The sequence below is a fragment of the Streptomyces sp. NPDC111516 genome, from assembly GCF_055635345.1.
In genome coordinates this window covers 13730-38508 of the sequence record NZ_JBVKBV010000011.1, presented here as the reverse complement: position 1 = coordinate 38508, position 24779 = coordinate 13730, and the positions used below count along the sequence as shown (strand labels likewise).

23 protein-coding genes and 3 pseudogenes are annotated in these 24779 nt (G+C 68.3%); 14 read left to right on the top strand and 12 right to left on the bottom strand.

Annotated features, from left to right (window positions below; genetic code table 11):
• Positions 1-109 precede the first annotated feature (109 nt).
• Positions 110-1924 (bottom strand): ABC transporter ATP-binding protein, encoded by a 1815-nt coding sequence (locus ACZ7L9_RS21465; RefSeq protein WP_471417037.1) that lies wholly within the window; start codon positions 1922-1924, stop codon positions 110-112.
• Positions 1925-2226: 302 nt separating this feature from the next.
• On the opposite strand from ACZ7L9_RS21465, the pseudogene ACZ7L9_RS21460 reads away from it, so the two are divergent.
• The 3 genes and pseudogenes from ACZ7L9_RS21460 to ACZ7L9_RS21450 form a co-directional block, all read left to right on the top strand.
• A pseudogene (locus tag ACZ7L9_RS21460) lies at positions 2227-2427 on the top strand (NF041680 family putative transposase); the annotation flags it as partial.
• A gap of 137 nt (positions 2428-2564) precedes the next feature.
• Complete coding sequence (locus ACZ7L9_RS21455; RefSeq protein ID WP_471417325.1) at positions 2565-2804, top strand: hypothetical protein; 240 nt, start codon at positions 2565-2567, stop codon at positions 2802-2804.
• A gap of 31 nt (positions 2805-2835) precedes the next feature.
• Positions 2836-3345: a GNAT family N-acetyltransferase gene (locus tag ACZ7L9_RS21450; protein ID WP_471417313.1), complete on the top strand. Its 510-nt coding sequence runs from the start codon at positions 2836-2838 to the stop codon at positions 3343-3345.
• Positions 3346-3708: 363 nt separating this feature from the next.
• Here the strand turns inward: ACZ7L9_RS21450 and ACZ7L9_RS21445 are convergent, their stop codons facing one another.
• Together ACZ7L9_RS21445 and ACZ7L9_RS21440 are read right to left on the bottom strand one after the other, a co-directional pair.
• Entirely contained in the window at positions 3709-4029 is a 321-nt protein-coding gene (locus ACZ7L9_RS21445; protein ID WP_471417034.1) for a hypothetical protein, read from the bottom strand.
• A gap of 173 nt (positions 4030-4202) precedes the next feature.
• On the bottom strand, positions 4203-5288 hold the full coding sequence (locus tag ACZ7L9_RS21440; RefSeq protein ID WP_471417033.1) for a DUF5937 family protein: 1086 nt from the start codon (positions 5286-5288) through the stop codon (positions 4203-4205).
• Between the two features lie 100 nt (positions 5289-5388).
• Between ACZ7L9_RS21440 and ACZ7L9_RS21435 the strand changes: the two genes are divergently transcribed.
• Complete coding sequence (locus ACZ7L9_RS21435) at positions 5389-6630, top strand: MFS transporter (RefSeq protein WP_471417031.1); 1242 nt, start codon at positions 5389-5391, stop codon at positions 6628-6630.
• Positions 6631-6742: 112 nt separating this feature from the next.
• On the opposite strand, the gene ACZ7L9_RS21430 is transcribed toward ACZ7L9_RS21435, so the two are convergent.
• Positions 6743-7954: a hypothetical protein gene (locus ACZ7L9_RS21430; RefSeq protein ID WP_471417029.1), complete on the bottom strand. Its 1212-nt coding sequence runs from the start codon at positions 7952-7954 to the stop codon at positions 6743-6745.
• 733 nt (positions 7955-8687) lie between these two features.
• Positions 8688-9368 (bottom strand): HAD family hydrolase, encoded by a 681-nt coding sequence (locus ACZ7L9_RS21425; protein ID WP_471417027.1) that lies wholly within the window; start codon positions 9366-9368, stop codon positions 8688-8690.
• Between the two features lie 549 nt (positions 9369-9917).
• Here ACZ7L9_RS21425 and ACZ7L9_RS21420 point away from each other — a divergent pair.
• Positions 9918-10592, top strand: coding sequence for a ScbR family autoregulator-binding transcription factor (locus ACZ7L9_RS21420; protein WP_471417025.1), 675 nt, complete (start codon positions 9918-9920; stop codon positions 10590-10592).
• A 259-nt stretch (positions 10593-10851) separates the two neighbouring features.
• Here ACZ7L9_RS21420 and ACZ7L9_RS21415 read toward each other — a convergent pair.
• Positions 10852-11100, bottom strand: a pseudogene (locus ACZ7L9_RS21415) (AzlD domain-containing protein); the annotation flags it as partial.
• Between the two features lie 111 nt (positions 11101-11211).
• Positions 11212-11391 carry an AzlC family ABC transporter permease gene (locus tag ACZ7L9_RS21410; RefSeq protein WP_471417023.1) on the bottom strand — a complete coding sequence of 60 codons (180 nt, stop codon included), beginning with the start codon at positions 11389-11391 and terminating at the stop codon, positions 11212-11214.
• Positions 11392-11633: 242 nt separating this feature from the next.
• Here ACZ7L9_RS21410 and ACZ7L9_RS21405 point away from each other — a divergent pair, with 242 nt between their 5' ends.
• From ACZ7L9_RS21405 to ACZ7L9_RS21395, 3 genes are all read left to right on the top strand, one after another.
• Entirely contained in the window at positions 11634-12065 is a 432-nt protein-coding gene (locus ACZ7L9_RS21405; RefSeq protein WP_471417311.1) for an Lrp/AsnC family transcriptional regulator, read from the top strand.
• Between the two features lie 329 nt (positions 12066-12394).
• A complete protein-coding gene (locus tag ACZ7L9_RS21400) occupies positions 12395-12823 on the top strand; it encodes an SRPBCC family protein (protein ID WP_471417022.1) in 429 nt (142 codons plus the stop codon).
• A 459-nt stretch (positions 12824-13282) separates the two neighbouring features.
• Positions 13283-13465, top strand: a complete 183-nt coding sequence (locus ACZ7L9_RS21395; RefSeq protein ID WP_471417020.1) for a hypothetical protein — start codon at positions 13283-13285, stop codon at positions 13463-13465.
• Positions 13466-13782: 317 nt separating this feature from the next.
• On the opposite strand, the gene ACZ7L9_RS21390 is transcribed toward ACZ7L9_RS21395, so the two are convergent.
• Positions 13783-14487, bottom strand: a complete 705-nt coding sequence (locus ACZ7L9_RS21390; RefSeq protein ID WP_471417018.1) for a DUF998 domain-containing protein — start codon at positions 14485-14487, stop codon at positions 13783-13785.
• A gap of 425 nt (positions 14488-14912) precedes the next feature.
• Here ACZ7L9_RS21390 and ACZ7L9_RS21385 point away from each other — a divergent pair, with 425 nt between their 5' ends.
• From ACZ7L9_RS21385 to ACZ7L9_RS21375, 3 genes and pseudogenes are all read left to right on the top strand, one after another.
• Positions 14913-15875, top strand: a complete 963-nt coding sequence (locus tag ACZ7L9_RS21385) for a LamG-like jellyroll fold domain-containing protein (RefSeq protein WP_471417016.1) — start codon at positions 14913-14915, stop codon at positions 15873-15875.
• A 63-nt stretch (positions 15876-15938) separates the two neighbouring features.
• Positions 15939-18056, top strand: coding sequence for a PQQ-dependent sugar dehydrogenase (locus ACZ7L9_RS21380; protein ID WP_471417014.1), 2118 nt, complete (start codon positions 15939-15941; stop codon positions 18054-18056).
• Between the two features lie 101 nt (positions 18057-18157).
• Positions 18158-18351, top strand: a pseudogene (locus tag ACZ7L9_RS21375) (L-threonylcarbamoyladenylate synthase); the annotation flags it as partial.
• Between the two features lie 130 nt (positions 18352-18481).
• On the opposite strand, the gene ACZ7L9_RS21370 reads toward ACZ7L9_RS21375, so the two are convergent.
• From ACZ7L9_RS21370 to ACZ7L9_RS21355, 4 genes are all read right to left on the bottom strand, one after another.
• On the bottom strand, positions 18482-18811 hold the full coding sequence (locus ACZ7L9_RS21370; protein ID WP_471417012.1) for an antibiotic biosynthesis monooxygenase family protein: 330 nt from the start codon (positions 18809-18811) through the stop codon (positions 18482-18484).
• A gap of 100 nt (positions 18812-18911) precedes the next feature.
• The gene (locus ACZ7L9_RS21365; RefSeq protein ID WP_471417010.1) at positions 18912-19526 is read right to left on the bottom strand and encodes a GNAT family N-acetyltransferase; all 615 of its coding nucleotides are present in this window, start codon (positions 19524-19526) and stop codon (positions 18912-18914) included.
• Positions 19527-19876: 350 nt separating this feature from the next.
• Positions 19877-20665 carry a PDC sensor domain-containing protein gene (locus ACZ7L9_RS21360; RefSeq protein ID WP_471417008.1) on the bottom strand — a complete coding sequence of 263 codons (789 nt, stop codon included), beginning with the start codon at positions 20663-20665 and terminating at the stop codon, positions 19877-19879.
• Positions 20619-21437 (bottom strand): FadR/GntR family transcriptional regulator, encoded by an 819-nt coding sequence (locus ACZ7L9_RS21355; protein ID WP_471417006.1) that lies wholly within the window; start codon positions 21435-21437, stop codon positions 20619-20621. The genes ACZ7L9_RS21360 and ACZ7L9_RS21355 overlap by 47 nt, the downstream gene beginning before the upstream one ends.
• A gap of 113 nt (positions 21438-21550) precedes the next feature.
• Between ACZ7L9_RS21355 and ACZ7L9_RS21350 the strand changes: the two genes are divergently transcribed.
• Genes ACZ7L9_RS21350 through ACZ7L9_RS21340 form a run of 3 tightly spaced genes read left to right on the top strand, consistent with a single transcriptional unit; the run spans position 21551 to position 24744 of the window.
• A complete protein-coding gene (locus tag ACZ7L9_RS21350) occupies positions 21551-22588 on the top strand; it encodes an ABC transporter ATP-binding protein (RefSeq protein WP_471417004.1) in 1038 nt (345 codons plus the stop codon).
• A gap of 55 nt (positions 22589-22643) precedes the next feature.
• Complete coding sequence (locus ACZ7L9_RS21345; protein WP_471417002.1) at positions 22644-23846, top strand: ABC transporter substrate-binding protein; 1203 nt, start codon at positions 22644-22646, stop codon at positions 23844-23846.
• Positions 23847-23859: 13 nt separating this feature from the next.
• Positions 23860-24744, top strand: a complete 885-nt coding sequence (locus ACZ7L9_RS21340) for an ABC transporter permease (protein WP_471417000.1) — start codon at positions 23860-23862, stop codon at positions 24742-24744.
• Positions 24745-24779: the final 35 nt, after the last annotated feature.

Sequence of the window (24779 nt, the reverse complement as noted above, 5' to 3'; positions counted from 1 at the left end):
ACAGACATGTGGCCGATCGACGCCTCGCGGACTCACGTGCCAGGCTCCGGGCGTTGATCATCCTTTGTCGCCGAAGGTGATCCGCGGGCTGTTGTCCTGCCGCTCGCGTTCAGTGCAGGTCGGCCCGCGCGGGGTTGTCTTCGAGGAAGCCGCCCGACTGGTGCTGCCACAGCTTCGCGTAGGCGCCGTCCGACGCGAGCAGTTCCTGGTGCGTGCCCTGCTCGACAATTCTTCCGCGGTCGAGGACGACGAGCCGGTCCATGGTGGCGACCGTGCTCAGCCGGTGCGCCACCACGAGTGCTGTCCGGCCCTCCATGAGCCGCCACAGCGCCTCCTGGACGAGGATCTCGCTCTCGGAGTCCAGGGCGCTGGTCGCCTCGTCGAGCAGCAGGATCGGCGCGTCGCGCAGGATCGCCCTGGCGAGGGCGACCCGCTGGCGCTGTCCGCCGGACAGCTTGACCCCGCGCTCGCCCACCATGGTGTCGAAGCCGTCCGGCAGCGCGTCGGCGAACTCCGTGACGTGCGCCGCCTCGGCCGCGCGGCGGATTTCGGCGTCGGTGGCGTCCGGCCGGGCGAACGCGATGTTGTCCCGCAGCGTGCGGTGGAACATCGCCGGGTCCTGCGGCACGTAGGCGATCAGGCTGCGCAGGTCGGCCTGGCGCAGCATGCTGATGTCCTGACCGCCGATCAGAATCCGTCCCGCGTCGATGTCCGTCATCCGCAGCAGCAGCCGGCTGAGCGTGGTCTTGCCCCCGCCGGACCGGCCGACGAGGCCGACTTTCGCTCCGCTGGGCACAGCCAGGTCGAGGCCGTCGAAGAGCGGCTCGGCGCCCGCGTGGGCAAAGGTCACGTGCTCGAAGCGGACGTCGGCGGCCCGGGACAGCAGCGGCTCCGGCGACGCCGGGTCGAGAACGGTCGGCGGCCTCAGCAGCAGTTCCGTGAACTGCGCGGCCTCCGTCATCGAGCTTTCCAGGCGGCGGTAGATCTGGTTGAACTCGAACATGATCCGCGTCGCGTTCGTGTAGTACGTGAAGGCGACCACGATCGCCTCCACGCCGTGCCCGCTCCCGCCGATCGCGACCGCGAGCAGCAGGCCCAGCGCGTTGGTCAGCACGGACATCGGTGCGACCAGTGTGTCGATGCGCAAGTTGCCGTAGTCCCACGACCGCAACGTGAGCCGCCGCGACACCGCGACGCGGGACCGGTGCTCGGCGGCCTCGCGCTCCTCGGCGGCGAACGCCCGGACCGTGTCCATGTTCATCAGGCTGTCCGCGACGTGGCCCGACACCCGGGCGATCGCCTCCTCACGCTGGTCGACGAGCGCCTGGCGGCGGCGGATGAGGGGCGTCACGCACAGCGCCGTCAGCGCGATCATCGCCAAGAGCCCGACAACGAGCATCGGTTCGTAGCGCCAGAGCACCACCGACCCGAACACCAGGGGCACGAAGCTGCCCACGACCGAGAACGTCAGCGTGTCGACGAACTCCTCGAAGCGGGAGGCGAAGCTCAGAACCCGCTTGGTCAGCGACCCGGCGAAGTTGTCGTGGAAGAACGTGGCGTCCTTGGCGAACAGCTCGTCCATGCCGATCACGTACAGGTGCTCGATACCGCGGGCGTCAAGGCGGTTCAGGCAGTGCAGACCGATGCGCCACAGCGTCTCCGCGAGCAGCAGGACGCCGGCGAAGCCGAGGATGTAGGGCAGCGCCGAGCCGATGGCGATTCCGGCGTCGCCGGCGATCCGGCCGACGAGCTTCGCGACGAGCAGCGGCGCGACGTAGTTGATACCGATGTTGCCCAACGCAGGCAGCAGCATCGCGGGCGCCGTCAGCCGCCGGAGCCGGGCCAACTCCCGCCCGTAGTGACGAAGGGCGAGGAGTACCGGGCCCCTGCCGGGCGGAACCTCGCGCGATTCAGGCAATCCCATCCCACCCCTGTGTTGTCGATGCGGCAGCCCGTGACGCGCTTCTCCGGGGAGAAGCCGCTGCCCCAAGGTCGTGCGGAGCTGCGGTTCGATTGAGTGCCTTCGCCCGGGTCGTCTTCCGAAGGCGGGGCACGACGGCGGAGCCCCCGCGCTGCTCGTGGCGGCGACGCGTCGGTGCGAGTGCGGGGAGGCCAGGAATCGCAGTGTCGCGCGGCGGCGCCCGCGGTGTCCAAGTGTTTTTCAGCCGACGGCAACCCCACAGCCACTGCCCAGGCGTCAGCGAGGCCGGCGACCCGCCACGGCCGCTCTACGACGGGCTGAACTGCGGCCGGACCGAGGTGACTCGGTTACGTGCTGAGCCGGCCGGTCTGCCGGTGCCCCGGACGGACGATGGGCGGATCTTGCTCGCGGTGGACGTCAGCCCTGTCGCGCTTGAGTCCGGGCGCACATCCTGGACCGGGGTGCTGGACGCGGTCCGGCTCGCACCTGGCGACGACGCCGGCGCCGGCGCAGTGACCGTCCGACCAACTGCGCTCCGTATCCACAACGGCGAACTGCCCGTCAGTGAAGGCACACTGATCCGCCTGGAGGTCGACGGCCTGCCCGGTGACCGTGGTCCCCGTGGTCACGACCCGGTGTGGCCATGGGCGAACGACTCCGTAAGCAGGGCATCCGCCTTGCGGAGACCCGCTCAACCGCGCTGTTCCAGCTCGCCACCGAGATGCCCGCCGCGGTCCTTGGCCGTACGCTGGGCATCGACATCACCGTCGCCGTCAAATGGCAGCGAGCCGCCGCCGAAGACTGGGGCCCCCGCGGCCGAGATCAGCCGCGGCCAGCCATGTCGTCCACCTCCAATGTCCTTCTGGAATGCTCGCGGGAGTAGCAAGAGGCCAGTGGACAGAGGAGCAACACAGATGCTGCTGCGTGAGGTTGAGTACGGCGACGTCGACGCTTACGTTCGGATGCGATGCGATACGGCCATGATGGCCGATCTCGGTGGCCCATTGCCTCGCGAGGGCATGGAGTCGAAGGTCCAACGTGATGTTCAACGGGCGGCGGCGGGCACGGACTGGATAAAGATGATCGTGCCCGATGAAGCCGAACCGGAAGTGGTCGCGGGAACCGTGACCTTGTGGTCGCACGGTACCGACGCCGAGCGCATCTCCGAGATCGGCTGGATGGTACTGCCGGAGTTTCAGGGGCGGGGACTCGGCAAGCAGGGCGTCCGCATGCTGCTTGAGCTGGCACGCGACGACGGCCGGTGGGGGCTTGTACACGCATTTCCGGCAACAACCAACGCCGCGTCAAACAGTATCTGCCGCTCCCTCGGTTTCAGGTCCCTGGGCGAGCAGGACGTGACCTTCGCCGGGCGAGTCCTGCGAACCAACCACTGGACCATCCACCCTCGCCCGGATCTGACCTGAGAGGTGGCCGCAGCACCTCGTGGACCCACGCGGAGCACACCGAAGGCAAAGACATTCGGACGGTTCCCGTGCCCGACTCCACCTGGCCGGCCTGCTGGAGCGGGCCAACCCGATCGAGAAGCGCCCGGACCCCGCGCTGCAGCGCGTTTCCGATCGGCATCGTCCGTTCATGGGACGGGCGAGTCGGCAGCGTCCCGTCCGGCGGGCCGTGCGCGTGCAGCGGGTGCCGCGCCCTCTGGGCGATGGTCCCGGCGCCACGATCGCCGGCCCCGCAGCCGAACAGACTCCTGGCCGACCTCGGCCAACCCGCTCACGCCGAAGCAGAGGCCGAATACCCCAGTGATTGATCACACCACGAAGCGGCTACCGGAGTGGCCCTCGCTCGTCGATGAACACGGTGGGCGCCGACAAGAACACATCTTCGGTCACTGGGCCGTAGGCGACGTTGAACGTGTCCAGCCAGTACGACCAGTCCCGCGCCCCCGCCGCACTGCTGAAACGGTAGTTGAGCTGCCAGCGGAGCCACTGCCCGGGGACTAGGCGCGCGGCCGGGCGCCGTCGCGGCCGAGGTGGTATGGCAAACAGGGGTTGCACTCGAGGAAGGACTCGCAACCGGCCGTCGGCTTCGCGAAGTTGGACGTCGACCTTGCGCAGGTCTGCGCGGCTTCCTGCCAGCACCGCCAACGCGTTCCGGACGACACACCGAAGGGAGATCAACTTGAACTGTCCACATAAACAGCGACATCGTCTTCGGCCTGCTCACCTTGGCGGGGTTCGCGTACGCGCCGCAGCTCGCTGACCTATCGGATGATGCTGCGAAGGCGGTGGTCGCCCGCGTTCTGATAGACCGAAGCCACTCAGCGCAGTACAGCCGCAAGCAGGTCGGCGCCCAGCGCCGTCAGATCGGGCAGATTGAGGGTGTAATGGACGTAACGACCGTGCCGTCGAGCCGTGAGCAGGCCCGCGCGGCGCAGGACGGCGAGGTGGCGGGACACCTCCGGGGGTGAGAGTTCCCAGAAGTGGGCCAGCTCGCCGGTGGTGTGCGGGCCGCGGGCCAGGGTGCGCAGCAGCCGCAGCCGTACCGGATGCGCGAGCGCCTCCAGCCGGAGGGTGACCGTCTCCAGAGAGACCGGCTCCGCCGGACTCGGCTCGGCGACGGGGTACTGCACCACCGGATGCCACCCGGGTGCGTGGACCGCCACCAGGTGCGGGCGGCCGAAGACGCTGGGGATGAAGGTGACCCCGGCGCCACGGGCGGCGGTCGCCTTGTCCTGCACCTTGTCCACGATGATGCAGTCGCCGTCCGGTGCCAGGGTGACCGCGCCGGAGACCGAGGCGAGTGCCGCCCCGATGCCGTGGCGCCGGAGCAGTTCGTTCTTCAGGCGCAAATCGGTGGCAAGCTGCACCGCGACGCCCGCCCAGGCGCCGTCGAAGAAGGCCTCGGCACATTCTTCGAGGGTGTGGCGCACCCGCGCCCGCACCGCGTCCGGGTCCGCGAGCAGCCGTTCCGCGAAGGCCTCCTGCAGCGCGCCGCGGGCCTGGGCCACGTCCAGGACCCGCTCGCGCGCGATCGTGTCGGTGAGCGGCGACGTCCCGGGGAAATGGACCCGGTTGCTGCCGCATGTGGTGACGAGCGCGGCGGTCACATACGTCTCGTCGTCGATTCGGTCCACGTCGTCCAGCTCCTCGGCGAGGGTCGGCCGGGGCCGCGCGGGGATCAGGAAGTCGGCCTGTGAGGAACGCCAGAGGAACTCCGCCTCCCTGAGCCGCTCGGCCAGCTCCGGCCGCAGCCCGGCCCAGACGTCCGCGGCCCAGTCGGCGAACTGCGGATGGTGACCGGGTTCGGCCAGCACGTGCAGCATCGCGGTCAGCTCGGCCAGCGGGGAGGCGGCGAACCGCACTCGCTCGGACGGCGGACCGCTGATGTCGATCCTCAGCGTCATCCCCTCATCATCACCGCCCGGTCGGCCGACGACGGCGTCGATTGACGTTGTGTGTCAACCGACGTGCCTGCCCCAGCGGCCGAACGCACCGTCTGACGCCATGGCAACCAGCACCAGAATCCAGCCCCGCGCCCTCGTCCGCGCCTCCGGAGGCCCCCGCTATGCCGTCGCCCTGGCCGTGGACGCGCTCGGCACCGGCCTGCTGCGGCCCTTTCTGCTGCTCTACGGCGTGACGGTACTGAGGCTGTCCGCGCCGGTCACCGGCACCGCCATGACGGTCGGCATCGTCGCGGGTCTGGTGTGCATGCCCGCGGTGGGCCGATGGCTGGACCGCGGCGCACGCAGCACAGTTGTGGCGGCGTCGATGCTGGTGCGGGTGCTGGGCGTGGCGCTGCTGCTGGCCGCCCCAGCGGGGCACGTCTGGCCTTTCGCGACGGCGGCACTCTTCCTCGGCATCGGCAACCAGGCCTGGCCGGCCGCCCACGCCGCGCTCGTGGCCACGGTCGCCCACGGCCGAGAACGCGACACCGCCCTCGCAGGGGCCCGCGCCCTGCGCAACGCCGCCCTGGGCGCGGGCGCGCTCATCGCCACCGTATGCCTGGCGGGCGGCACCACCGCACTGCGGGCATTGGCGGCCGTCACCGGGCTCGCCTACCTTGCCGCAGCCGCCTTGGCGTGGTCGGTCCAACTGCACGCACAGCCGGCCGCCGCCCCGGCCGAGGACAGGGACGACAAGCCCGCACCCCGGATGCGCGCGCTGCTGGCCGCCAACGTGGTCTACGTCTTCTGCCTCAACGTCCCCGAAATCGCGCTCCCCCTGGTCCTGGTGACACAGCTGCACGCATCCCCGGTGTGGCCGGCAGCCATCTTCGTGGCCAACACGGTGCTGGTCGTCACCCTGCAGGTTCCGGTCACCGTCCTCATGTCCCGCTTCTCGCGGCGGACCGTGCTGGCCCTCTCCGGCGTGGTCCTCGCGGTGTCCTACCTCGGCTTCCTCGCGGCCACCTCACTGGGACACGGCTGGGGTGCCCCGGCCGTCGCCACGGTGTCCGTGGTCTGCACCATCGGCGAGATCATCTACGCCGGCAGCGCCACCGCGCTCGTCACCGCACTCGCCCCGGCCCATGTCCTGGGACGCGCCCTCGCCCGCTTCGAGCTCTCCACGGGCTTCGGCCTCGCCATCTCCCCGGCGGTCATCACCGCTCTCGCACCCCACGGCTCGGCCGCCCTCTGGGGCAGCCTTGCCGCCGCGACGCTCCTCTCCGCCTCCGCCGTTGCCACCGAGAAGGATCAAGGAACGCGGCTCAGCGGTTGCTGTCCCCGGGGGCGAGCAGGCATGTGAGCTCGGCAATCGCCTCTGGCGACGGTTTGAAGTAGCGGCGGACGTTCTCCGTCTGCCTTGACGCGGCCGGGGAGTGACCGTGGTTCCATGCCTCGCGTTCACAAAGCACTCGTCAGGATGCCGCGCGACGGGCCCCCACCGGGGGCATGGTGTGCAGCAGCTCCAGTCGGCGCTGGACGGCTTCGACCGCTCCGGAGCGCCGGCCAGGAACGTGGCGGCGCAACGAGACCAGGAGCGGGCCGAGTTCCCGGGCCCGCTGCGGGTCGCGAAGTTCCTGCCACTGGTGATGGGCGCGGTCCACGGCGCCTTCTACGGCGGGGTCGTCCGGGGGCTGTTGCCGGGCAAGGCGGGCGTCGGCGGCAGCCATCCACAACTCGCAGCTGCGCGCCGGATCGTCGGCCAGACGAGCAAGGTCGGCCCGGACCTCCAGCCAGTGGGTGGCCTGTACGGACCCCGCGCCGTGGATACGCAGAGCCCACCCCTCCCACATGGCTGCGAGCGACGCAGCCTCGCCGTGCCGCCCGGCGTGGGCGGCGGCAAAGATCGCAGGCAGCGGATCCTCTTCGGCCACCTCGGTGTTTTCCGAAGACGGAGCAGGCGCCGTCGGAACAGGTGCAGGCTCCTGGTGTGGCCGGTTCTGTGCCTGGACAGTCGACGCCGCAAAGGCGGGGACGGTTGTGCCGTCGATGGCCAGGAACAGCGCGTCGTCGGGGCCGGCCTGGGCGGCGGCCTGTTCGTGGAGGTGGGCGAGCGGCGGGTTGATGCCGCTGCGCCAGGTGGTAGCGAGGGCCTTCAGGTAGGCCGGTTCTGCGATTCGGTGGCGGGGCGGTGACGAGGTGATCCGCCCGTATACGCGGATCCCATAGCCGAGAACAAGACCCTCGGTACGGAGCTGCTGCCAGGCGTCTGGGGCGGCGACCACGTCGGTGACGACGGTGGTGGTGCCCGGTCGGCGCAGTTTGAGTTCGCTGGCCAGCCAGTGCCAGGGCAATCCGGTGTAGCGCAGGGTGGTCGGCGTGGTCCGGGCGAGTGCGAGGTGGATCAGGCGCTGCTTGTGGTCGAGGTGGAATTGTCCGGCGATGTAGAGGGAGAGCGGGCCGGGTGCGGCGGCCGCGGCGCGGATGCGGGTGAGGACGGTCTGCGGGTCGGTCGGGTCGGCGAGTTCAACGATGGTGGCTGCCGTCGTGCCGGTCAGGATGCTGGGCGGCACCGCCGCGAGCGTGGGCAGGACGCTGGTCGCGTCGATGAGACAGCCCTTGCCGGCCGGGGCTGCCGCGATCAACAGCGCGGTCCCGGATGCCGTGTCCTCCCCGTTGATCACCACAACAGCACAGTAGCCGCTGCCCGGCTTGTGAACCTAGCCGGCGGCCAACTCCTTGGCTTCTCGGCGATCAACGACTTCGGCCGGGGCCCGCTTCGAGGCCGAACGCTGGGCGCAGAACAACGGCTACATCGCCCTGACCGGGGGAGAGTTCACCAGCCCGCTGCTCGGGCACACCCCTCAGCTGACGGGCAGGCAACCATCAATGGTGAGAAGACCCGGGTTCTTCGACGTCATTGCCATGGAATTCGTCAGCAGCCCGGGCCCCACCGGGCGCAGTGCCTTCCGCCTGCCCCGACGATGGTTTCTGGTGTCAACGACACTGATGATAGGTCGAGTTGGGGCGAAAGGTGGGGGTTCGTGCGGGTAGCGGGCCGCAGATCCGGACGGCGGTGCTGGGCGGCACGGACTCGGAGGATCCGCTGACAGTGCCGTTGGAGGCAATTGAGCTCGACGCCTTCCACCGACGGCACGAGCACGACACGTTGCGGAGCTTGGGGTGTTGTTCTGGTCCGCCCGGCTGACCGACTGGCTGTCACTACGGCCCCCGCCACATCTCGGTCGCACCGAACAGGACCCAGAGCGTGACCCCCGACGCACCCACCACCCACAGCACCGCCCGCAAAGCCGAACTTCCTCGAGTCGGAGGCGCACGCGGTGCCCTGGCCCCACCATGACCGCTCGCCGCGGCTCCGGACTGGGCAGAATCCGGTGGGTCGTCGAGCGCCTGAAACGATCAACCAGCGATCCAGGCGTTGGCCCAGGCCACCAGATCCGGGTCAGCCAGGGTGCTGACCCATAAATCGGCCCGGTCCGCTCCGTATCCGGCAGGGCGAGGGCCAGCACCCAGTGTGCGTAGGCCGGCGGCTCGCGCCGAGTCGATGCCGGTGACGGAGTCCTCGACCGCCAGTGCGTCCTGCGGCCGCACGCCGCAGAGATCTGCCGCGGCGGTGTAGACGTCGGGATGGGGCTTGGGACGCAATCCGGCGCCCGCGACGACGATGTGGCCGAAATGGCCCAGCAGCCCGGCCCGATCCAGGCTGGACTCCACCATGTCCAGCGGGCAGTTGCTGGCAACCGCGCAGGGCAGGTGACGGGCGGCCAGACGGACCAGCGCCGCCGCGCCCGGCATCGTGACAGGGTCTGCGGCGACCAACGCCGTGAAGTGTCGGAGAAGCGACTGGGTCATATCGCCGGTGAGGTCGGGCTTTCCGGTCTCCTTGGCCATGAGGCTCCCGCACTCGGTGTAGTGCACTCCCTTGGCTCGCTCGGCGAATCCGGCCGGGGGCTTGAGGCCGAACTCTCTGAAGACTCTGTTGCGTGCGTCCTGCCAGTGGCGTTCGGTGTCCATCAGGGTTCCGTCGCAATCGAAGACGACGGCGGCCGGGGACCAGCCAAAGAAGTCATGAGCTGTCATTTCTCTGCCGTTCTCGGAGAGAGCGCAAACCCCCGGTGTGTCGCCGAGTTCAGTGAGATGTCGGACTGCGGGAGAGACGCGCTCGACTGCTGGGACTGGGATGCCGAACGGTCTTTCTTGACCGCGCGCGAAGGCGGACGATTCGCCTCCGTGGGGCCCACCGTTACAGACGTCATCCGCCGCATGGGGCGAGCCCGAAAACATCGTGGTCACTACGTTAATTTTGTGAGAAGAGGTACGCAATCACTACTTCGAGTGTTTGACGGCAGGCCAGTTGCAGGCTAGGCGTGAGGGGTGCGGAGCGGCCGGAGCGTGGCCGCGAAGTGCCGTGGGCCTGGTCAACTGCACTACGAAGCAGGTCGGTTGGGGTAGTCGTGTCTTAGTGGCCGTACGAGGCAGTCCCGTTGGCGAAGCCATCGGGACCTGGCTGCGATTTCTCGATATCACCCACATGCACGCACAGTCGAAGATAATAAAAGTTCCGCGGCCAACGGCGTAGTACCGCCAGTGCGCGGGCGCACCACCTCCCTGCGTCAATTTATTGAATAAATGAACGAAGGTGGAACATACGTGCAAGACAGGGCGCGAGCGACCCGGAGATCTCTATTGGAAGCCGCAGCACATCTTTTTGTCGAACGGGGATACGCGGGCACCAGCATCAATGACATAAGTGACCGCTCGGGGAAGACCAGCGGAGCCATCTACTTTCACTACTCCAGCAAGGAAAAGCTCGCCCTCGCCGTCGTCCGCGAACAGTTCGCCGCATGGCCGCAATTGACCCGTTACTACACGACTCCGGACGTCCCGCCGCTTGAGAAACTTGTCGCTCTGAGCTTCGAAATCGCCAGAGTCCTGCGCGAGGACGTCGTAGCCCGCGCAGGTGCCCGCCTGTGGGCCGAGCGTCGCAGCATCGACGCGGCCGTGCCCGCACCGTTTGCCGCCTGGACCGTGGCCGTCACACGGCTTCTGGCCGAGGCCCGGTCCAAGGGTGAACTCGCCGAGGGGATCGAGCCATCGGGTGCAGCCACGACGCTCGTGTGCGCGCTTTACGGTCTGTACAACCTCACCGACGAGGTGGCGAGGGAGCAGGAACTCGGGTCCCGGCTGGACCAGTGGTGGCGACTGATCCTGAACGTGCTGCAGGCGCGCCCCGAGCCCACCGCCCTGATCGCACGAGCGCGAGCACGGATTCCGGTGAACGGCCCGTCCGCCTGGGCCGGGTGACAGCCCGGCGCCGGGCGGGAGAGCTGTTCGCTCGGCGCGGTCACGGCCTGTTCGAAGAGACTCCCGCTGGGAAGGCGGTGTACCTGTCGCGGCTGGGCATCTCCGCCATGGGTGGCCTGGCGACCGACAAGGTACCCGCTCCGGCGCAGCCTCCAGCTCCGCAGCGTCAGCCGGCCCCTGGGCCAGGGCCCAGGACGGTACCTCGTTACACGTGGACGGTGGCGCCGCCGAGGATGCTCAGCAAGGCGTTGCGGCGTCACAGGTGCAGTCCGATGGTGACGGCCAGGGCCATCACGGGGGCGATGGCCCTGGTTTCGGTCACGGGGAGTTCGCGCAGGCAGTAGACGAGCAGGATCACCATGACGCCGGCGGGCATGCGGCTACTGAGGTACTGGATGGTCCTGCTCCCGCGCAACGGGGTGAGGGCGGCGAAGGGCAGGGCGCGCAGGGCCCAGGTCACGGCGGCGGAGACGGCGATCGCGGCGATGAGGTAGGGAGTGTCAGGCATGGTTCGGCTTCCTGCCGGTGGTGAGGTGGCGGGCCAGGAGCCCGGCGGTGAAGAGGGCGAAGGCGGCCAGGAGCATCTGGTCAGGGAAGAGGAGCCGGGCTGTCAGGGTGCTCAGGAGAGCGCATGGAAGAGGGGCCGGATGTTCACCAGGAATGAGGTCAGGGCGATGCACGCCAGTGGGGCGACGGCGACGAACAGGCCGATGAGCAGGAACTCGAACGACCCGGCGTAGATCAGGGTCGTGAACGCGGTGGCCCACCACCAGTCGAGTCCGGCCTGCGTGATGAGCACGCCGAAGGCGAGGCCGAGCAGGACCAGGCTCAGGCCTACGGAGGGGGAGTCCTTGAACGCGGCCCGGGCCTCGAACGTCGTCCGGGGCGAGGAGACGGGAGCAGCGGGTCGGACAGAGCCGTCGATAGCTGCAGAAGGTGGGGTGTTCCTATGGGTGAAATTTTATGACGAAGCGGACCTTATTTGGTTGCGGATCGTGTCCCTGAGATGGGCGAGTGAGCAATCAAATCCAACTCGATGCAATCGATAGTGACATTTTGTTCCAACTTCGACAGGATGGTCGGCTGACCAACGTCGAGCTGGCCAAGCGGGTCGGCCTCACGCCACCGCCGTGCCTGCGCCGGGTCAAGCGCCTGGAGGAGGCAGGGATCATCTCCGGCTATCGCGCGGTCGTCGACCCCGCGGCAGTCGGACACGGCTTGGAGGTCCTCGTCGACGTCGAGGTCTACGCCACCGACCGCAAGACCGTCGAGGCGTTCGAGGAGACTGTCGCCTCCTATGAGGAGGTGATCGAGTTTCGCCGCTTCTTCGGCCGCCCGGACTACTTCCTCCGTGTCGCGGTCGCCGACCACGTCGCCTACGAAGCCTTTCTCACCGGCAAGCTCACCGGTCTGCCCGGCGTCCTGCGGACCGATTCCCACCTGACTATGAAGACGATCAAGACCAACTTCTGACCCGTCGCTCAGCCCTCAGCACGCACCCCGTGGACACTCCCGGGCGAGCGTCAAGGCGGCGGCGTCGTTCGACGAGGCGGCCAATTAGCGGTCCGAACGGCCAACTGCCGGCCGACTGACTGTGGCACGTGGTCATTTCTTGCTGTCACCGGATACGAAGATCGCTCCCGGCCCCCGGTGTCCCGTCCGGCTGTACGCCACCGCGGTCACGGGGCTTGACCGGATCGCGGAACGTGAAGAAAACCGTGCTGGGTGGCCGGAGGGCGGAGAGCAGAGCAGGCTGGAAGTACCGATGGCCCGGGCGGCCGGGCTGGGAAGCGAGGCTCCCGATGAGCAGGCTCGAAGAACAGATCAACGTCGATGTCCCGGCGCAGGAGGTCTGGGCGCAGCTGCATCGCGTCGATGAGTACCCGATGTTCATGGAGGGCGTGAAGAGCGTCGCTGCGCACGGCAGTAGCCGAGCCCATCTCGACGTCCGAATCGGGGATGCCGAGCAGGCTTTCGAGACTCGTATCGCCGATCGCGGCAAGGGTCAGGTGATGGACTGGACGGTGGACAGCCCGGAGCTGAAAGCCGCCTTCGCGGTGAACCCGCTGGACGACCAGCACACCCAGCTGCAAGTCCGGCTGGAGTACGACCCGGACACCGTGCGGGCGACCTTCGGCGGCCCGAAGGGATTCGCCCAGGTTCACGCGATCGAGGACACAGTCCGGACCGACCTGGAGAAGCTCAAGGACCTGCTGGAGAGCCGGCACTAAGAGGAGCTCACAAAATGGGAGTCCGATCAGCTCGCGGCGTCTGGTGCGTGCGATCGCAAGGCGCTGGAAGGTCCTTGTAGCGGAGCTACTAGGGCGTTTCGGCAACGCAGCGAGCGTGCGTGCCAGGCGTCGCGAGCCGGACGCCCATTTTGTGAGCTCCTCTAATCCCGACGTGCCGGTCGTGCTCGGGTAAGGACCGGCGTACTCGGTCCGTGTGACTGAGCGAGCCGGTTGGTCAGTCCGGCACCGGGGTTGGTACGCCCAACGGCACGCGGACGCCGGCATCGGCCCGGACGCGCTCATGGATTTGATGGATCATCGCGAGCTCTCCACAACTCAGGGGTGCTACCGGGGCAGCCAGGAGCGACGGCGTGAGGCCGTCGACCGGTCACCGCTCTGCAGTTCGACCGCGGCGGCAACCGCGTCCGGCGCAACGTACTCCACAGCCGCGAGCGGCTCATGTCGGCCTTCGAAGCCGACGACCGGGCCCGCAGCGGGGCCATGCCCTCCGAAGAGGAGATCCGCCGCGTCCGCCGCCCGGTCAACCGGGTCAAGGCGGACCTGGACGACCTGTCGAAGAGGAACGCGCTCAGATCGAGGAAGCCATCGCAGTGGTCCGCCGCAGCCGGGTACGGGTGGTGATGCTGGGCATGCCCCGCGTCGGCCAGCCGCTTCCCGATGTCAGGCCCTGGGGGCTGCCGCGATCCCCGCCATGCGAGACGGCCGCCAGGCCGACACCGAGCGCCGCCGCCAACGAGTGGCCGCGGCGGTCGAGAACGCCGCCAGGAACGCCACTCCGATCAGGGTCTCGGCCATCGCCCGGCAAGCCGGAGTGGACCGCAGCTTCCTCTACCGTCACCGCGGCATGCTCGAACTCGTCCGCGCCGCCGAACTCGAACCGGCAGGGACCCGGCCGGCGCTCACCGGTGAGCCGGGATTCACCTGCCGGAAGGCCGGGGTCAGCCGTCTTCAGGCCATTCATCACCTGCGAACGGCCTGCGCGATGTGCCTGCCGGCATCGCATCGTGCATACGGCTTGCCCGGCGGATGAGGCCACGAACGCCGACAGTCAGCGTCCACATCAGGAGGGGGAAGGCCGAGACCCGTTCCATGCCTCCCATACCGAGGCCCAGGTAGTGGTGGGAGAGAAAGAGCCCGAAGGCCGTAATTGCTGTGATTCCGAGCAGCCAGGTCACCCAGCGCAGTGGTCCCGGAATGTGGTCTGTCAGCCCGAATCCCGCCAGGAGAAGACCGAGGTTGCCCGTTCCCATGATGAGCAGAGCACCTAGGACGTGCTGGTTCTCGTTGACGTCCGCAGGGGCGAGCCCAGCCAACACGAATCCCACGCCGGCACCGGCCAACAGCGACCGGGCCACGGCCGCGACCGGGCCTCTGCGCCACAGAGTGCCACCGGTCAGGGCTGCGCCAATGACGAGCAGCGCTCCCAGAGCGATGAACGAAACGTTCATCAGGCCGTGTTCGGGCGAGCAGATATACCGCAGTTCGGGCTCCGACTGCATGGCGCAGTGAGCGTTCCCTAAGTCACTGATGTTGTTCCGCGCCCAACTGTACGGTCTCGACCAAGCCGACTCGGCAATCCCATGGATGACAAAGAACTGCACCACACCCACGATCCATGCGAAGTAACCGATCCGATCCTTCAACTGTCCACCTTCTGTCGCACGAACTCCGTGCGGACAGCCGATCACGCGGCGCCGGCCTCGGACACTCCGACAAGCCCCCTGGAACGGGGTGGGGTAGACCCCCCTTGGCCTCGCCGCAGGACTTCGCGGAACGTCGGCCAGGACCCGGCATCCACCCGCCGCCCCCGCCCGGACTGCGGGACGAGTCGCCCGTAAACCGCCGTGAGCTGCTTGGCGTCTGTGCCTTGATGGGCCGCTCCCGGGCAGCATCCTCGTCAGCGAGGAGGCCGCGCCGCAGCCGAAGGGCGCCCACAAAATTGGCGAGTACACGCCCATTGTCAGGGGCGTCGCGAGGGAGTTACATGGTCCCTGCCTGCGAACGAAAGCGCTTTCTGTCGGCCCGGAGACCCTGGTCGGCTGCCCCTTCGCTGCCGCTGGGAGGCTGTATGGCACCGCCCCGCACCAGACGCTACTCACTCGCCGTCGCCGCGCTCGCCGCGACCGCCTCGCTTGCCGCCGCCACGTTTCCGGCCCAGGCGGCCCGCCCCTCGACCGCCCACACTCCGCTGCGAGCCCAGGCCGTGGTGGCGTACGACTTCGGGCACCCGGACCCCGCGGACCCCGGTCGCGAGCAGGACATCGGACGCTCCGGCACCACGCTCAGCCTGATCAACGGCGGTTCCGCGATGCGCGTGGCCGACGAGGCGTACCCGGGCGCTGCGCCCGCCCTGCAGGTACGCCAGCAGAACCCGGCCACCACGGGCAACGACGACTGGAAGGCCGGGGCCTGGGACGCCGAGGGCATGTCGTCCCTCAGGGCCTTCCGCAGTGCCCGCGGTGCCACCGTCATGGGCTGGTTCAAGATGACGGGCGACAATCCCGCCCTCAACTCCAACACGCCCGACCCGAACGACCGTTACAACGCGATCGGACTGGCCGGCATACTGTCCGGAACCTCTGACGGTCACGCGGTGCGTGCGCTGCTCGAACTCATCCAGGTGAACGGCGAGTTGAAGCTGGTCGCGCTGGGGAGACGCCTGGACAGCGGCGCCTCCCAGACTTTCGCCGCCGAGGCCCCCTGGGAAGAACTGCTGCCCCGCGGTGAATGGGTCCACCTGGCCGCGACATTCGACTTCCGCGACGGCACCCTCGCGCTCTACCGCGACGGCAAGCCCCTGAACGGCTTCTACGTCACGCCGGGCGATCCCTGGGAACTCGCCACCACACCGGCGCCCCATCGCGCCTCGCCCACCGATCCCCGCGGCATCAAGATCGGCGGAAGCTTTCCCCAGAACACCCGGGAGAACAATGCCTGCGACTGCCGCATGGACGATCTCCTGTTCCTGAACCGGCCGGTGCCGGCCGGAGCGGTGGCGGCGGAATACCGGCACATGACTCGGGACCGCTGACCGTTCTCGTCCCTGGATCGTCCTTTCCCTACCTCTTTTTCGCGCCAGCCCGAAGGGACCCGCATGGCGTCACGACGTACATACCGAAAGAGCTGGGCGGCCTTGGCCGTCGTCGCAGGCCTCGCCCTGGGCGGTCTTGCCGCGCCCTCCCACGCCGACGAGCCCCCCGCAACGACAGCCGCCCTGACCGACCCCATTCCGCAGAAGCCCGTCCAGTCCAGGACGGGCCTCGTCCTGCAGGAATTCGCACAGTTCCCCAAGTCGGAACCCGTCCCGGCGCCGACGGATCCGCGTCTGATGCGCCACGCCCGGATCAACACCATCAATGAACTTCCCGACGGCTCCGGTCGGATGGCGACCCCCGACCTCAACGGCACCCTCTACCTCACCGACCCCGGCGCCGCGACACGGACGTCAGGCGGTACCCCACACGCCTACCTGGACGTCAAGGCGGCGTTCCCGCACTTCTTCTCGGGCCGCGGTCTCGGCCAGGGCCTCGGGTACGCCGCATTCCACCCGGAGTTCGCAGCGAACGGGCGCTTCTACACCGTCCACACCGAGCTCGCCTCGCAGGCCACCGAGACCCCCGATTACCAGCAGGCGGGCACGCTCACCTATCACGGCATCGTCACTGAGTGGACCGCCGACGACCCCTCCGCGGCCGTCTTCCACGGCACCCATCGCGAGGTGCTGCGTATCGGCTTCAGCGGCCAGGTCCACGGCATTCAGCAGATCGACTTCAACCCGACGGCCAAGCCTCACGACAAGGACTACGGCCTCCTCTACCTCGCGGTGGGCGACGGAGGGCAGGGTGTCGGCAACAGCGAGCCGCAGAACCTGACGCTCCCGCACGGCAAGCTTCTGCGGATCGACCCCGCGGGCCGTGACAGCGCCAACGGCCGGTACGGCATCCCCGCGTCCAACCCGTTCGTCGGTGAGCCCGGTTCCCTCGGGGAGATCTACGCCATAGGCATGCGGGACCCGCACCGCTTCAGCTGGGACACGGGCGGCAGTCACCGTATGTATCTCGGCCACATCGGCGAGCACGCCATCGAGTCGGTGTACGAGGTCAAGGCCGGTGACAACTTCGGCTGGAGCGAGCGCGAGGGTCCCTTCGCATTCGACAAGAAGACCACCGACCCGTGCGCCCGCATCCTCCCCCTGCCCGCCGACGACGCCCAGTACGGCTACACCTACCCGGTCGCCGCCTACGACCACGACCCGGGACCCGACTGGAACTGCCGGTCCGACGTGGGCCGCGCCATCGCCGGAGGCTCCGTCTACCGCGGCAAGGACGCTCCGGCGCTGCGCGGAAAGTACATCTTCGGCGACCTCGTGGACGGCCGGATCCTGGCCGCGGACACCCGCGACATGCGCCGCGGCACCGGCCTCGCGCCGCTCGAGCAGCTGATGCTCTTCGACAAGTCCACCGGGAAGACGGTCACCATGCGCGACCTCGCCGGTGACCAACGTGTCGACCTGCGCTTCGGCTCCGACCACAGCGGCGGCCTGTACATCGTCTCGAAGGCCAACGGCAAGGTCTGGAAAGTGACCGGGACCCGCACCTTCGCCGACTGCGAGATCGGCAATACCCCCACCACCCACACCACCGGGCCCGACAACTGGGCGCCGGTCACCCCGGCCAAGTGGGCGTACACCACACAGGAGACGATCATGACCGAGCCGGGCGTCGCCCGCCCGGGACCGCGTCGCCCCTTCGAGTACGCCGTGCTTGCCGCGGGCCCGCGCTACTCCTCCGTAACCGTCGAGGCGGAGGTGCGGATCGACACGCCCGTCGAGATCACCAACCGTGACGTCATTCTCATCTGGGACTATCAGTCGGACACCCGGTACCAGTACGCGCACTTGTCGAGCGACAACACGATCTACCCGCACAACGGTTTGTTCACAGTCAACGACGCCGACCGTTTGCGCATCGACGACCAGTGGAACGGAACCTTCGGCGCGCCTCCCGCGATCAAGGACGACGGATGGCACAAGGTGCGCCTCACCCACTGCGCCGACACCGGTGAGACCGCCGTCTACCTGGACGGCAGCCGCAACCCGCTGATCACGGCCACCGACCCGGTCTTCGCCTCGGGCCGGGTGGGCTTCGGATCCTTCGACAACGTGGGCCGCGTCCGTCACATGAAGGTTACGGGCACTCCGGCCGGCGACTGACCTTGCCGGAGCGGGCCGAGGTCTTCGGCCCGCTCCCGCACCGCCCCCACATCCGAATCCGCATCCGTTCCGCGAAGCCGACGCGGCGACAGGTCCGGTTATGCCGGCTGGGCAGCCGCGACGCCCTCAGCTGGATCGGATCGATCCGGAACTTCGACGATTGCCGCCTCCACCCTGGGGTGCCGGGACTTCGCGCAGCTCCGGGCAGTTCGTGCAGATCGACAACGACGTGTTCTGTGCGATGAAGGCTGCCACGTCAGCGGGATACACCTTGGTCCTTCCCGCGACACGGGAAGGGCGTTCGCGGCCTGTATACGGCCTGGTGACGCTCACACCACCCGGCAGGCGCGTTTCTTCGCGTATCTGGCCTGCCGGGCGGCGAAGCGCTCCCTGGCGCCACCGAAGCTGTTTGCACGGCGTCCTCTCTACGCGCTTGGCGGCGCCGCTTGCTGCACGACCTCGAATGACCACAGTGTGGACCCGGTCGCCGCCGGCTTGGGGCGCTCGCTGCTCTCCGCGTCACTGCTCCGGTGGGCCGTCTTCATGGGGCCCTCCAGCCAGGCTTGGAACGACTCTTCGTCACGCCACCGCGTGTAGACGAGATACTTGTCGGTGCCTTCGACGGGACGGAGGAGTTCGAACCACTCGAACCCGTCGGAGCTCTCCACGGCATGGGCACGGGAGGCGAAGCGCTTCTCCAGCGTCTCCCGCTGCTCGGCGGGGACGGTCAGTACGTTGATCTTGACTACGCTCATGGCCTCATCCTGCCGCACGGCGGTCGGCAGACGAGGAGCGGCTCGTGCATGTCGCGGATTCGCGGGGCGCCGCCTTGATCGGGACTGGGGCCGGTGCGCGTCACCGCGCGGCGTTGACCGGAGGACGCGGCTCGCGCCACATTGCCCACAGCACAGGCCCGTTCCCCGGTAGCCGTACCTCCTCACGCACGGTGAAGCCGAAGTGTTCGTAGAAAGGGAGGTTGGACGCTTTGGAGGACTCCAGATAGGCGGGCAGGCCCGCCGCATCGGCCTTGGCCAACCCCGAGCGCAGCAGAGCGGCCCCCTGGCCCTGGCCCCGGGCCGCGGGGTCGGCGCCGATCACCGCCAGGTACCAGTGCGGTTCCTGGGGTGTGTGCTCGGCCGCCGTCTCGACGGTGTCCCTGAACAACCCAGCCCGGTCGCCGAGAATGTTCTGCAGCTCCTGGATGGTTTCCGCGTCGGGAACAGCCTTGGCCTGCGCCTCCGGCGGTACCCAGAAGGCCGCCGCGGCCTCGGTGCACTCGCACACGCTGTTCTGGACGTACTGCCGGGTGAAGATCGTGGTGAAGTAACTGCCCAGTGAGGCCTCGCGCGAGGAGTCGTCGGGGAAGAACCAGCGCATCATCGGGTCGTCCTCGAAGGCACGGGCCAGGGAGCGACTGATAGGTGCGGCGTCGTCGATCGCTGCCGGCTTCGGCATGTTCGTTATCGGCATACGGACATTCTGCATCCGGTGATCTTCGATGGCGGGGCGGGGCCCTGGTCCGCTCACCGTGGCAACGGGACGCTCTGGTGCGGACAGTCATGAAGCGACGCAGCCAGACGATTCAGCAGCAGCCATGAGTTGTGCGGCCACGGTCTGCCCGATGGGACCTTCGCCCGACTCGTCGGACAGGCCCCCAGGGCGTGCGCGCAGCCTGTGGGGGAGGGGAACGGTTACGCATCGGAGGACCGAGCCCGTCCAGAACCTCGCGGAGCAGACGGCGCCGCTCGGTGTACGTCGGAGTCGGGTGAACTGGTCGCGCGGTCCAGTTGGCGTCGGGCAGAACCAGGCTTGCCGGCGTTTCACCGGGGTGGCGCCGTCACCAGGATGAGAGGGATTCCGTTGCAGGGCCGTAGTTGCTGCCCGCCGTGTTCGGTGCCGATTTCCGGTCCGGTCAGTACCGCCGCGAAGTCCGGGCCCTTGGTGAGCGATCCGACCAGGTGGTGGGGGTCGGTAGAGGCGGCGACCCGGCCGCGCGCGTTGACCAGGCGGGCAGGTCCTGGCAGGCGTTGGAGCAGGGGCATGACGACCGCTTCGAAGCGCCGCAGGTAGACGTCGGCGGCGGCCACTCCCATGAAGCGCCCCCCGATCGTTACTGGAAAGGAGAGAGTGAGGCTGTACTCGTCGGAGCAGAGATAGTCGACGTACGGTCCCGCCACCGCGCGCTGTCCGGTGTCGCGGGGCAGGGTGAACCAGTCCCAGTGGGTGTAGTCGGAGTATGCCGAGTGCTCAGGGTCCAGGTCGAGCAACAGCGGATGCACGGCACCGTCCACGGTGGTCTGCCACCACTCGAGCCACGCGGGCACGTCGTCGAGCAGTCCTGGCGCCACCACGAAGCCGAGCCCCGAGACCAGGTCGTACTGGGCGAGACAGGCGCGCAGGCCGGGGCGGAGCGCGGCCAGATCGGTCGAGAGCGGCCGACGGCCGGCTGTGACGGCCGAGGCGAGTACCGACTCCGTGTCCGTAGCGGTCCTGCCTACAGCGTCGAAGACTCCTTCGAGCGCGTCTCGGACACGGGCGGCGGCGTCGGCGACCGTCATCTCGTCAAGTACTGCCGATCCGGCGCTTGCGAGACGGGGACTGCTGCCCATCGGGGCCCTCCTTCGGACGGGGACCGCGCGCACCGTCGGCGGAGCCGAGGCGGAGTTCGATCAGGCGCGCCATGAAGGCCTGCACACTTTGTTCAGCCAGGGCCCTGGCGCGGTCATCCGCCCCATCATGCACGGCTGAGATCACGTCGCGGTGACGATCCGCTGCGTCCTTGAGGTGCCCGTCCTCGCAGAGTACGAGGCGCAGAAGTGCCCCCACTTCCGTCTGGAGAGTGACCTCTTCCCTGGTCAGCCGGGCGGACTGGGCGGCCGCGGCCAGCTCGACATGGAAGCGCCCGTAGATGCGGCTGCGCGCCCCCGAGTCCTCGGCTTCCACCAACTCTCCCAGAGACCTGTGCAGTTGCTGCAGATCCTCGGGCCCGGTGCGCTGGGCTGCGAGCCGCGCGGCGGCACCCGAGACGGCTGCCCAGTGGTCGGCGAGGTCGCGGAGTTCCTCGGTGCTCCAGTCAGAGAGTCGGGCAAGCAGTCGGTCCTCCGCAGGACCATCGGGCACGGTGACGAAGCTGCCTCCGCCACGACCCCTGCGGGTGGTGACCAGGCCCCTGTGCCGGAGTGCCACCAGTGCTTCCCGCAGGGTCACGGTGGAGACGCCGAGCTGGGCGGCGAGGTCGCTCTCGCCGGGCAGCTGCTCGCCGTCGGCGAGCAGTCCGAGGTCGATGGCGTCACCGAGCCGCCGCACGACGGCATCCACGCGGGCCAGCGTGTCGACGGGCGTGAAGACGACTCTGCGGGCGCCGGGTCTGTCTCGGTTCACGATCACCACCTTGCCAGTTGACCGAGCTTTTACCTCAACGGGGCCTTGAAATTAGAACTATGACTTCATAGGTTTACGGTCAACTCCCGACAGCACCAGAAAGGTTCCCGCCCATGGAGGGAATGGCCATCCGGTTGCAGAACCTGCGTAAGTCCTTCGGCCGGGCAGAGGCTGTGGCCGGAGTCGACCTGGAGATCGCAGACGGCGAGTTCTTCTCAATGCTGGGACCGTCCGGATCCGGCAAGACCACAGTGCTCCGGATGATCGCCGGCTTCGAGGCTCCCACCAGCGGAACCATCGAGCTCGCAGGCTCCGACGTCACCGGTCTGGCACCCTTCGAACGCGACGTGCACACCGTCTTCCAGGACTACGCGCTCTTCCCGCACATGACCCTGGAGCAGAACGTCGCCTACGGCCTCAAGGTCCGCAAGGTGCCCAAGGCCGAGCGTCTGAAGCAGGCCAGGGAGGCTCTGGCGAGCGTGCGCCTCGCGGACTTGGGCACGCGTCGCCCGTCCCAGCTCTCCGGAGGCCAGCGCCAGCGCGTGGCGCTGGCCCGCGCCCTGGTCGGCCGTCCGAAGGTGCTGCTGCTGGACGAGCCGCTGGGCGCCCTCGACCTCAAACTGCGCGAGCAGATGCAGGTCGAGCTCAAGGCGATCCAGCGCGAGGTCGGCATCACCTTCGTCTTCGTCACGCACGACCAGGAGGAAGCGCTGACAATGAGCGACCGGATCGCGGTCTTCAACCAGGGCCGCGTCGAACAGATCGGGACCCCGGCCCAGATATACGAACGTCCCGCCACCCCGTTCGTCGCGGGCTTCGTCGGTACGTCGAACCTGCTGACCGACGCCGCCGCGGAGCAGGTCGTGGGCGACCGGGGAACGTTCAGCATCCGGCCGGAGAAGATCCGCGTACTCAAGGAGTCCACCATCGCCGACGAGCCGCAGCACTCCAGTGCCACCGGCACCGTGGCGGAGGTCGTCTACCTGGGGGACGCCACCCGCTTCCTGGTGGACCTCGACGCAGGCGGCCGGCTCACCGCCCTCCAGCAGAACCTGGAGACCTCCTCCGAGGACGTCGCCGCCTTCCGCGGGTCCCGGGTCACGCTCCAGTGGCACCAACGGCACAACTTCCAGGTCCCTGACGCCCAGTGAGCGCACACACCCGCAAACCCCGTACCCGCCCCTTCCCTCTGCCACGGAGATCCCTGTGCGTCTGAACCGAACGTCCCGAGCCGCCGCCGCGATCGGCGCCCTGCTCCTCGCCACCGCCTGCGGTTCCTCGGACAACGCCGCCACGTCGCCCGGCGGCAGCGACTTCACTCCGCCCAAGCTCGCCGCGCAGAAGACCCTCGGTAAGACGGAGGGCCAGGTGAATCTGATCGCGTGGGCCGGATACGCCGAGGACGGCTCCAACGACCCGAAGGTCGACTGGGTCACCGACTTCGAGAAGCAGACCGGCTGTCAGGTCAACACCAAGACTGCGGGCACCTCCGACGAGATGGTCAGCCTGATGAAGACCGGCCAGTACGACGCGGTCTCCGCCTCCGGCGACGCGGCGCTGCGGCTGATCGCCTCCGGCGACGCCGCACCCGTCAACACCGAGCTGGTGCCCAACTACAAGGACGTCTTCTCGGGGCTGAAGAACCAGCAGTGGAACTCGGTCAAGGGCGTCTCCTACGGCATCCCGCACGGCCGCGGCGCCAATCTGCTGATGTACAACACGAAGAAGGTCTCCCCGGCGCCCGACTCCTGGTCCGCGGTCTTCGACAAGTCCTCGGCGTACAAGGGGAAGGTCACGGCGTACGACTCGCCGATCTACATCGCGGACGCCGCCCTGTACCTGATGAAGACCAAGCCGTCTCTCGGTATCAAGGACCCGTACGCCCTGGACCAGCAGCAGTTCGACGCCGCCGTCGACCTGCTCAAGGAGCAGAACGCCGACGTCGGTGAGTACTGGAGCGACTACCTGAAGGAGATCTCCGCCTTCAAGAGCGGTGACTCGGTGGTCGGCACCAGCTGGCAGGTGATCCTGAACACCGCCCAGGCCGAGAAGGTCCCGGTCAAGGCCGTCCTCCCCAGGGAGGGCGCCACCGGATGGTCCGACACATGGATGATCTCCGCCAAGGCCAAGCATCCCAACTGCGCCTACAACTGGATGAACTGGATCATCTCTCCGAAGGCGAACGCCCAGGTCGCCGAGTACTTCGGTGAGGCCCCGTCCAACGCGAAGGCCTGCACGCTGACCGCGGACAAGAACCACTGCACCACTTACCACGCCGCCGACGAGTCGTACTGGAAGGACGTCCACTTCTGGACCACGCCCATCGCGCAGTGTGTGGACGGACGTACCGGCACCAAGTGCGTGCCGTATGCGAAGTGGGTCCAGGCCTGGACCGAGATCAAGGGCTGAGGGCTACCTGTCCATGACCACCACCTCGCCTGCCGCCGGACCCGTCCGGCGGCTCGCCGGGACCCTGCACCGCCGCCCCCGGCTGCAGCTGTCCCTGTTGCTCTCCGCGCCAATGGCCTGGCTCGCGCTGGCCTACCTCGGCTCACTCACCGTGCTGTTCCTCTCCGCGTTCTGGACCACGGACTCCTTCACCTCCAACGTGGTGAAGATCTGGAACACGGACAACTTCACGGCACTGTTCACCACCGACGTCTACCGTCAGGTCGCCCTGCGCAGCATCGGCGTCGCCCTCGCGGTCACCGTGTTGTGTGTACTGATCGCCTTCCCGATCGCCTTCTACACCGCCCGCATCGCGAACCCCAAATGGCGGCCGCTACTCGTCGTGGCGATCCTCACCCCACTGTGGGCCAGCTATCTCGTCAAGGCATATGCCTGGCGGCTCATCCTCGCCCAGGGCGGCCTGCTCGACTGGGTACTGAAGCCACTGGGACTCGCAGGGCCCGGTTACGGACTGACCGCGACCGTCCTGGTGCTGACCTACCTGTGGCTGCCGTACATGATCCTGCCGATCCACGCCGGGCTCGAGCAGCTCCCGGCCAGCCTCCTGGACGCCTCCGCCGACCTCGGCGCCCGCACCGGGCGGACCTTCCGGTCCGTGGTGCTGCCGATGATTCTGCCGTCCATCGCGGCCGGCTCGGTCTTCACCTTCTCGCTCAGCCTCGGCGACTACATCGCCGTACAGATCGTCGGCGGCAAGACGCAGCTCATCGGCAACCTCATCTACTCCAATATCACCCTGGACCTCCCGCTGGCCGCCGCACTCGGCACTGTGCCCGTCGTGATCATCGTGCTCTATCTGCTCGCGGTGCGCCGTACCGGAGCCCTCAGCAGTCTCTGACCCCTCTCCTTCACCTCCGTATCACGCACAGCGAA

Bases quoted from the DNA above. Each gene is read 5' to 3' on its own strand.
- ACZ7L9_RS21465 (WP_471417037.1), bottom strand. From the start codon at position 1,924: ATGGGATTGCCTGAATCGCGCGAGGTTCCGCCCGGCAGGGGCCCGGTA.
- ACZ7L9_RS21455 (WP_471417325.1), top strand. From the start codon at position 2,565: ATGGGCGAACGACTCCGTAAGCAGGGCATCCGCCTTGCGGAGACCCGC.
- ACZ7L9_RS21450 (WP_471417313.1), top strand. From the start codon at position 2,836: ATGCTGCTGCGTGAGGTTGAGTACGGCGACGTCGACGCTTACGTTCGG.
- ACZ7L9_RS21440 (WP_471417033.1), bottom strand. From the start codon at position 5,288: ATGACGCTGAGGATCGACATCAGCGGTCCGCCGTCCGAGCGAGTGCGG.
- ACZ7L9_RS21435 (WP_471417031.1), top strand. From the start codon at position 5,389: ATGGCAACCAGCACCAGAATCCAGCCCCGCGCCCTCGTCCGCGCCTCC.
- ACZ7L9_RS21425 (WP_471417027.1), bottom strand. From the start codon at position 9,368: ATGACAGCTCATGACTTCTTTGGCTGGTCCCCGGCCGCCGTCGTCTTC.
- ACZ7L9_RS21420 (WP_471417025.1), top strand. From the start codon at position 9,918: ATGAACGAAGGTGGAACATACGTGCAAGACAGGGCGCGAGCGACCCGG.
- ACZ7L9_RS21400 (WP_471417022.1), top strand. From the start codon at position 12,395: ATGAGCAGGCTCGAAGAACAGATCAACGTCGATGTCCCGGCGCAGGAG.
- ACZ7L9_RS21395 (WP_471417020.1), top strand. From the start codon at position 13,283: ATGTCGGCCTTCGAAGCCGACGACCGGGCCCGCAGCGGGGCCATGCCC.
- ACZ7L9_RS21385 (WP_471417016.1), top strand. From the start codon at position 14,913: ATGGCACCGCCCCGCACCAGACGCTACTCACTCGCCGTCGCCGCGCTC.
- ACZ7L9_RS21380 (WP_471417014.1), top strand. From the start codon at position 15,939: ATGGCGTCACGACGTACATACCGAAAGAGCTGGGCGGCCTTGGCCGTC.
- ACZ7L9_RS21370 (WP_471417012.1), bottom strand. From the start codon at position 18,811: ATGAGCGTAGTCAAGATCAACGTACTGACCGTCCCCGCCGAGCAGCGG.
- ACZ7L9_RS21365 (WP_471417010.1), bottom strand. From the start codon at position 19,526: ATGCCGATAACGAACATGCCGAAGCCGGCAGCGATCGACGACGCCGCA.
- ACZ7L9_RS21360 (WP_471417008.1), bottom strand. From the start codon at position 20,665: ATGGGCAGCAGTCCCCGTCTCGCAAGCGCCGGATCGGCAGTACTTGAC.
- ACZ7L9_RS21350 (WP_471417004.1), top strand. From the start codon at position 21,551: ATGGAGGGAATGGCCATCCGGTTGCAGAACCTGCGTAAGTCCTTCGGC.
- ACZ7L9_RS21340 (WP_471417000.1), top strand. From the start codon at position 23,860: ATGACCACCACCTCGCCTGCCGCCGGACCCGTCCGGCGGCTCGCCGGG.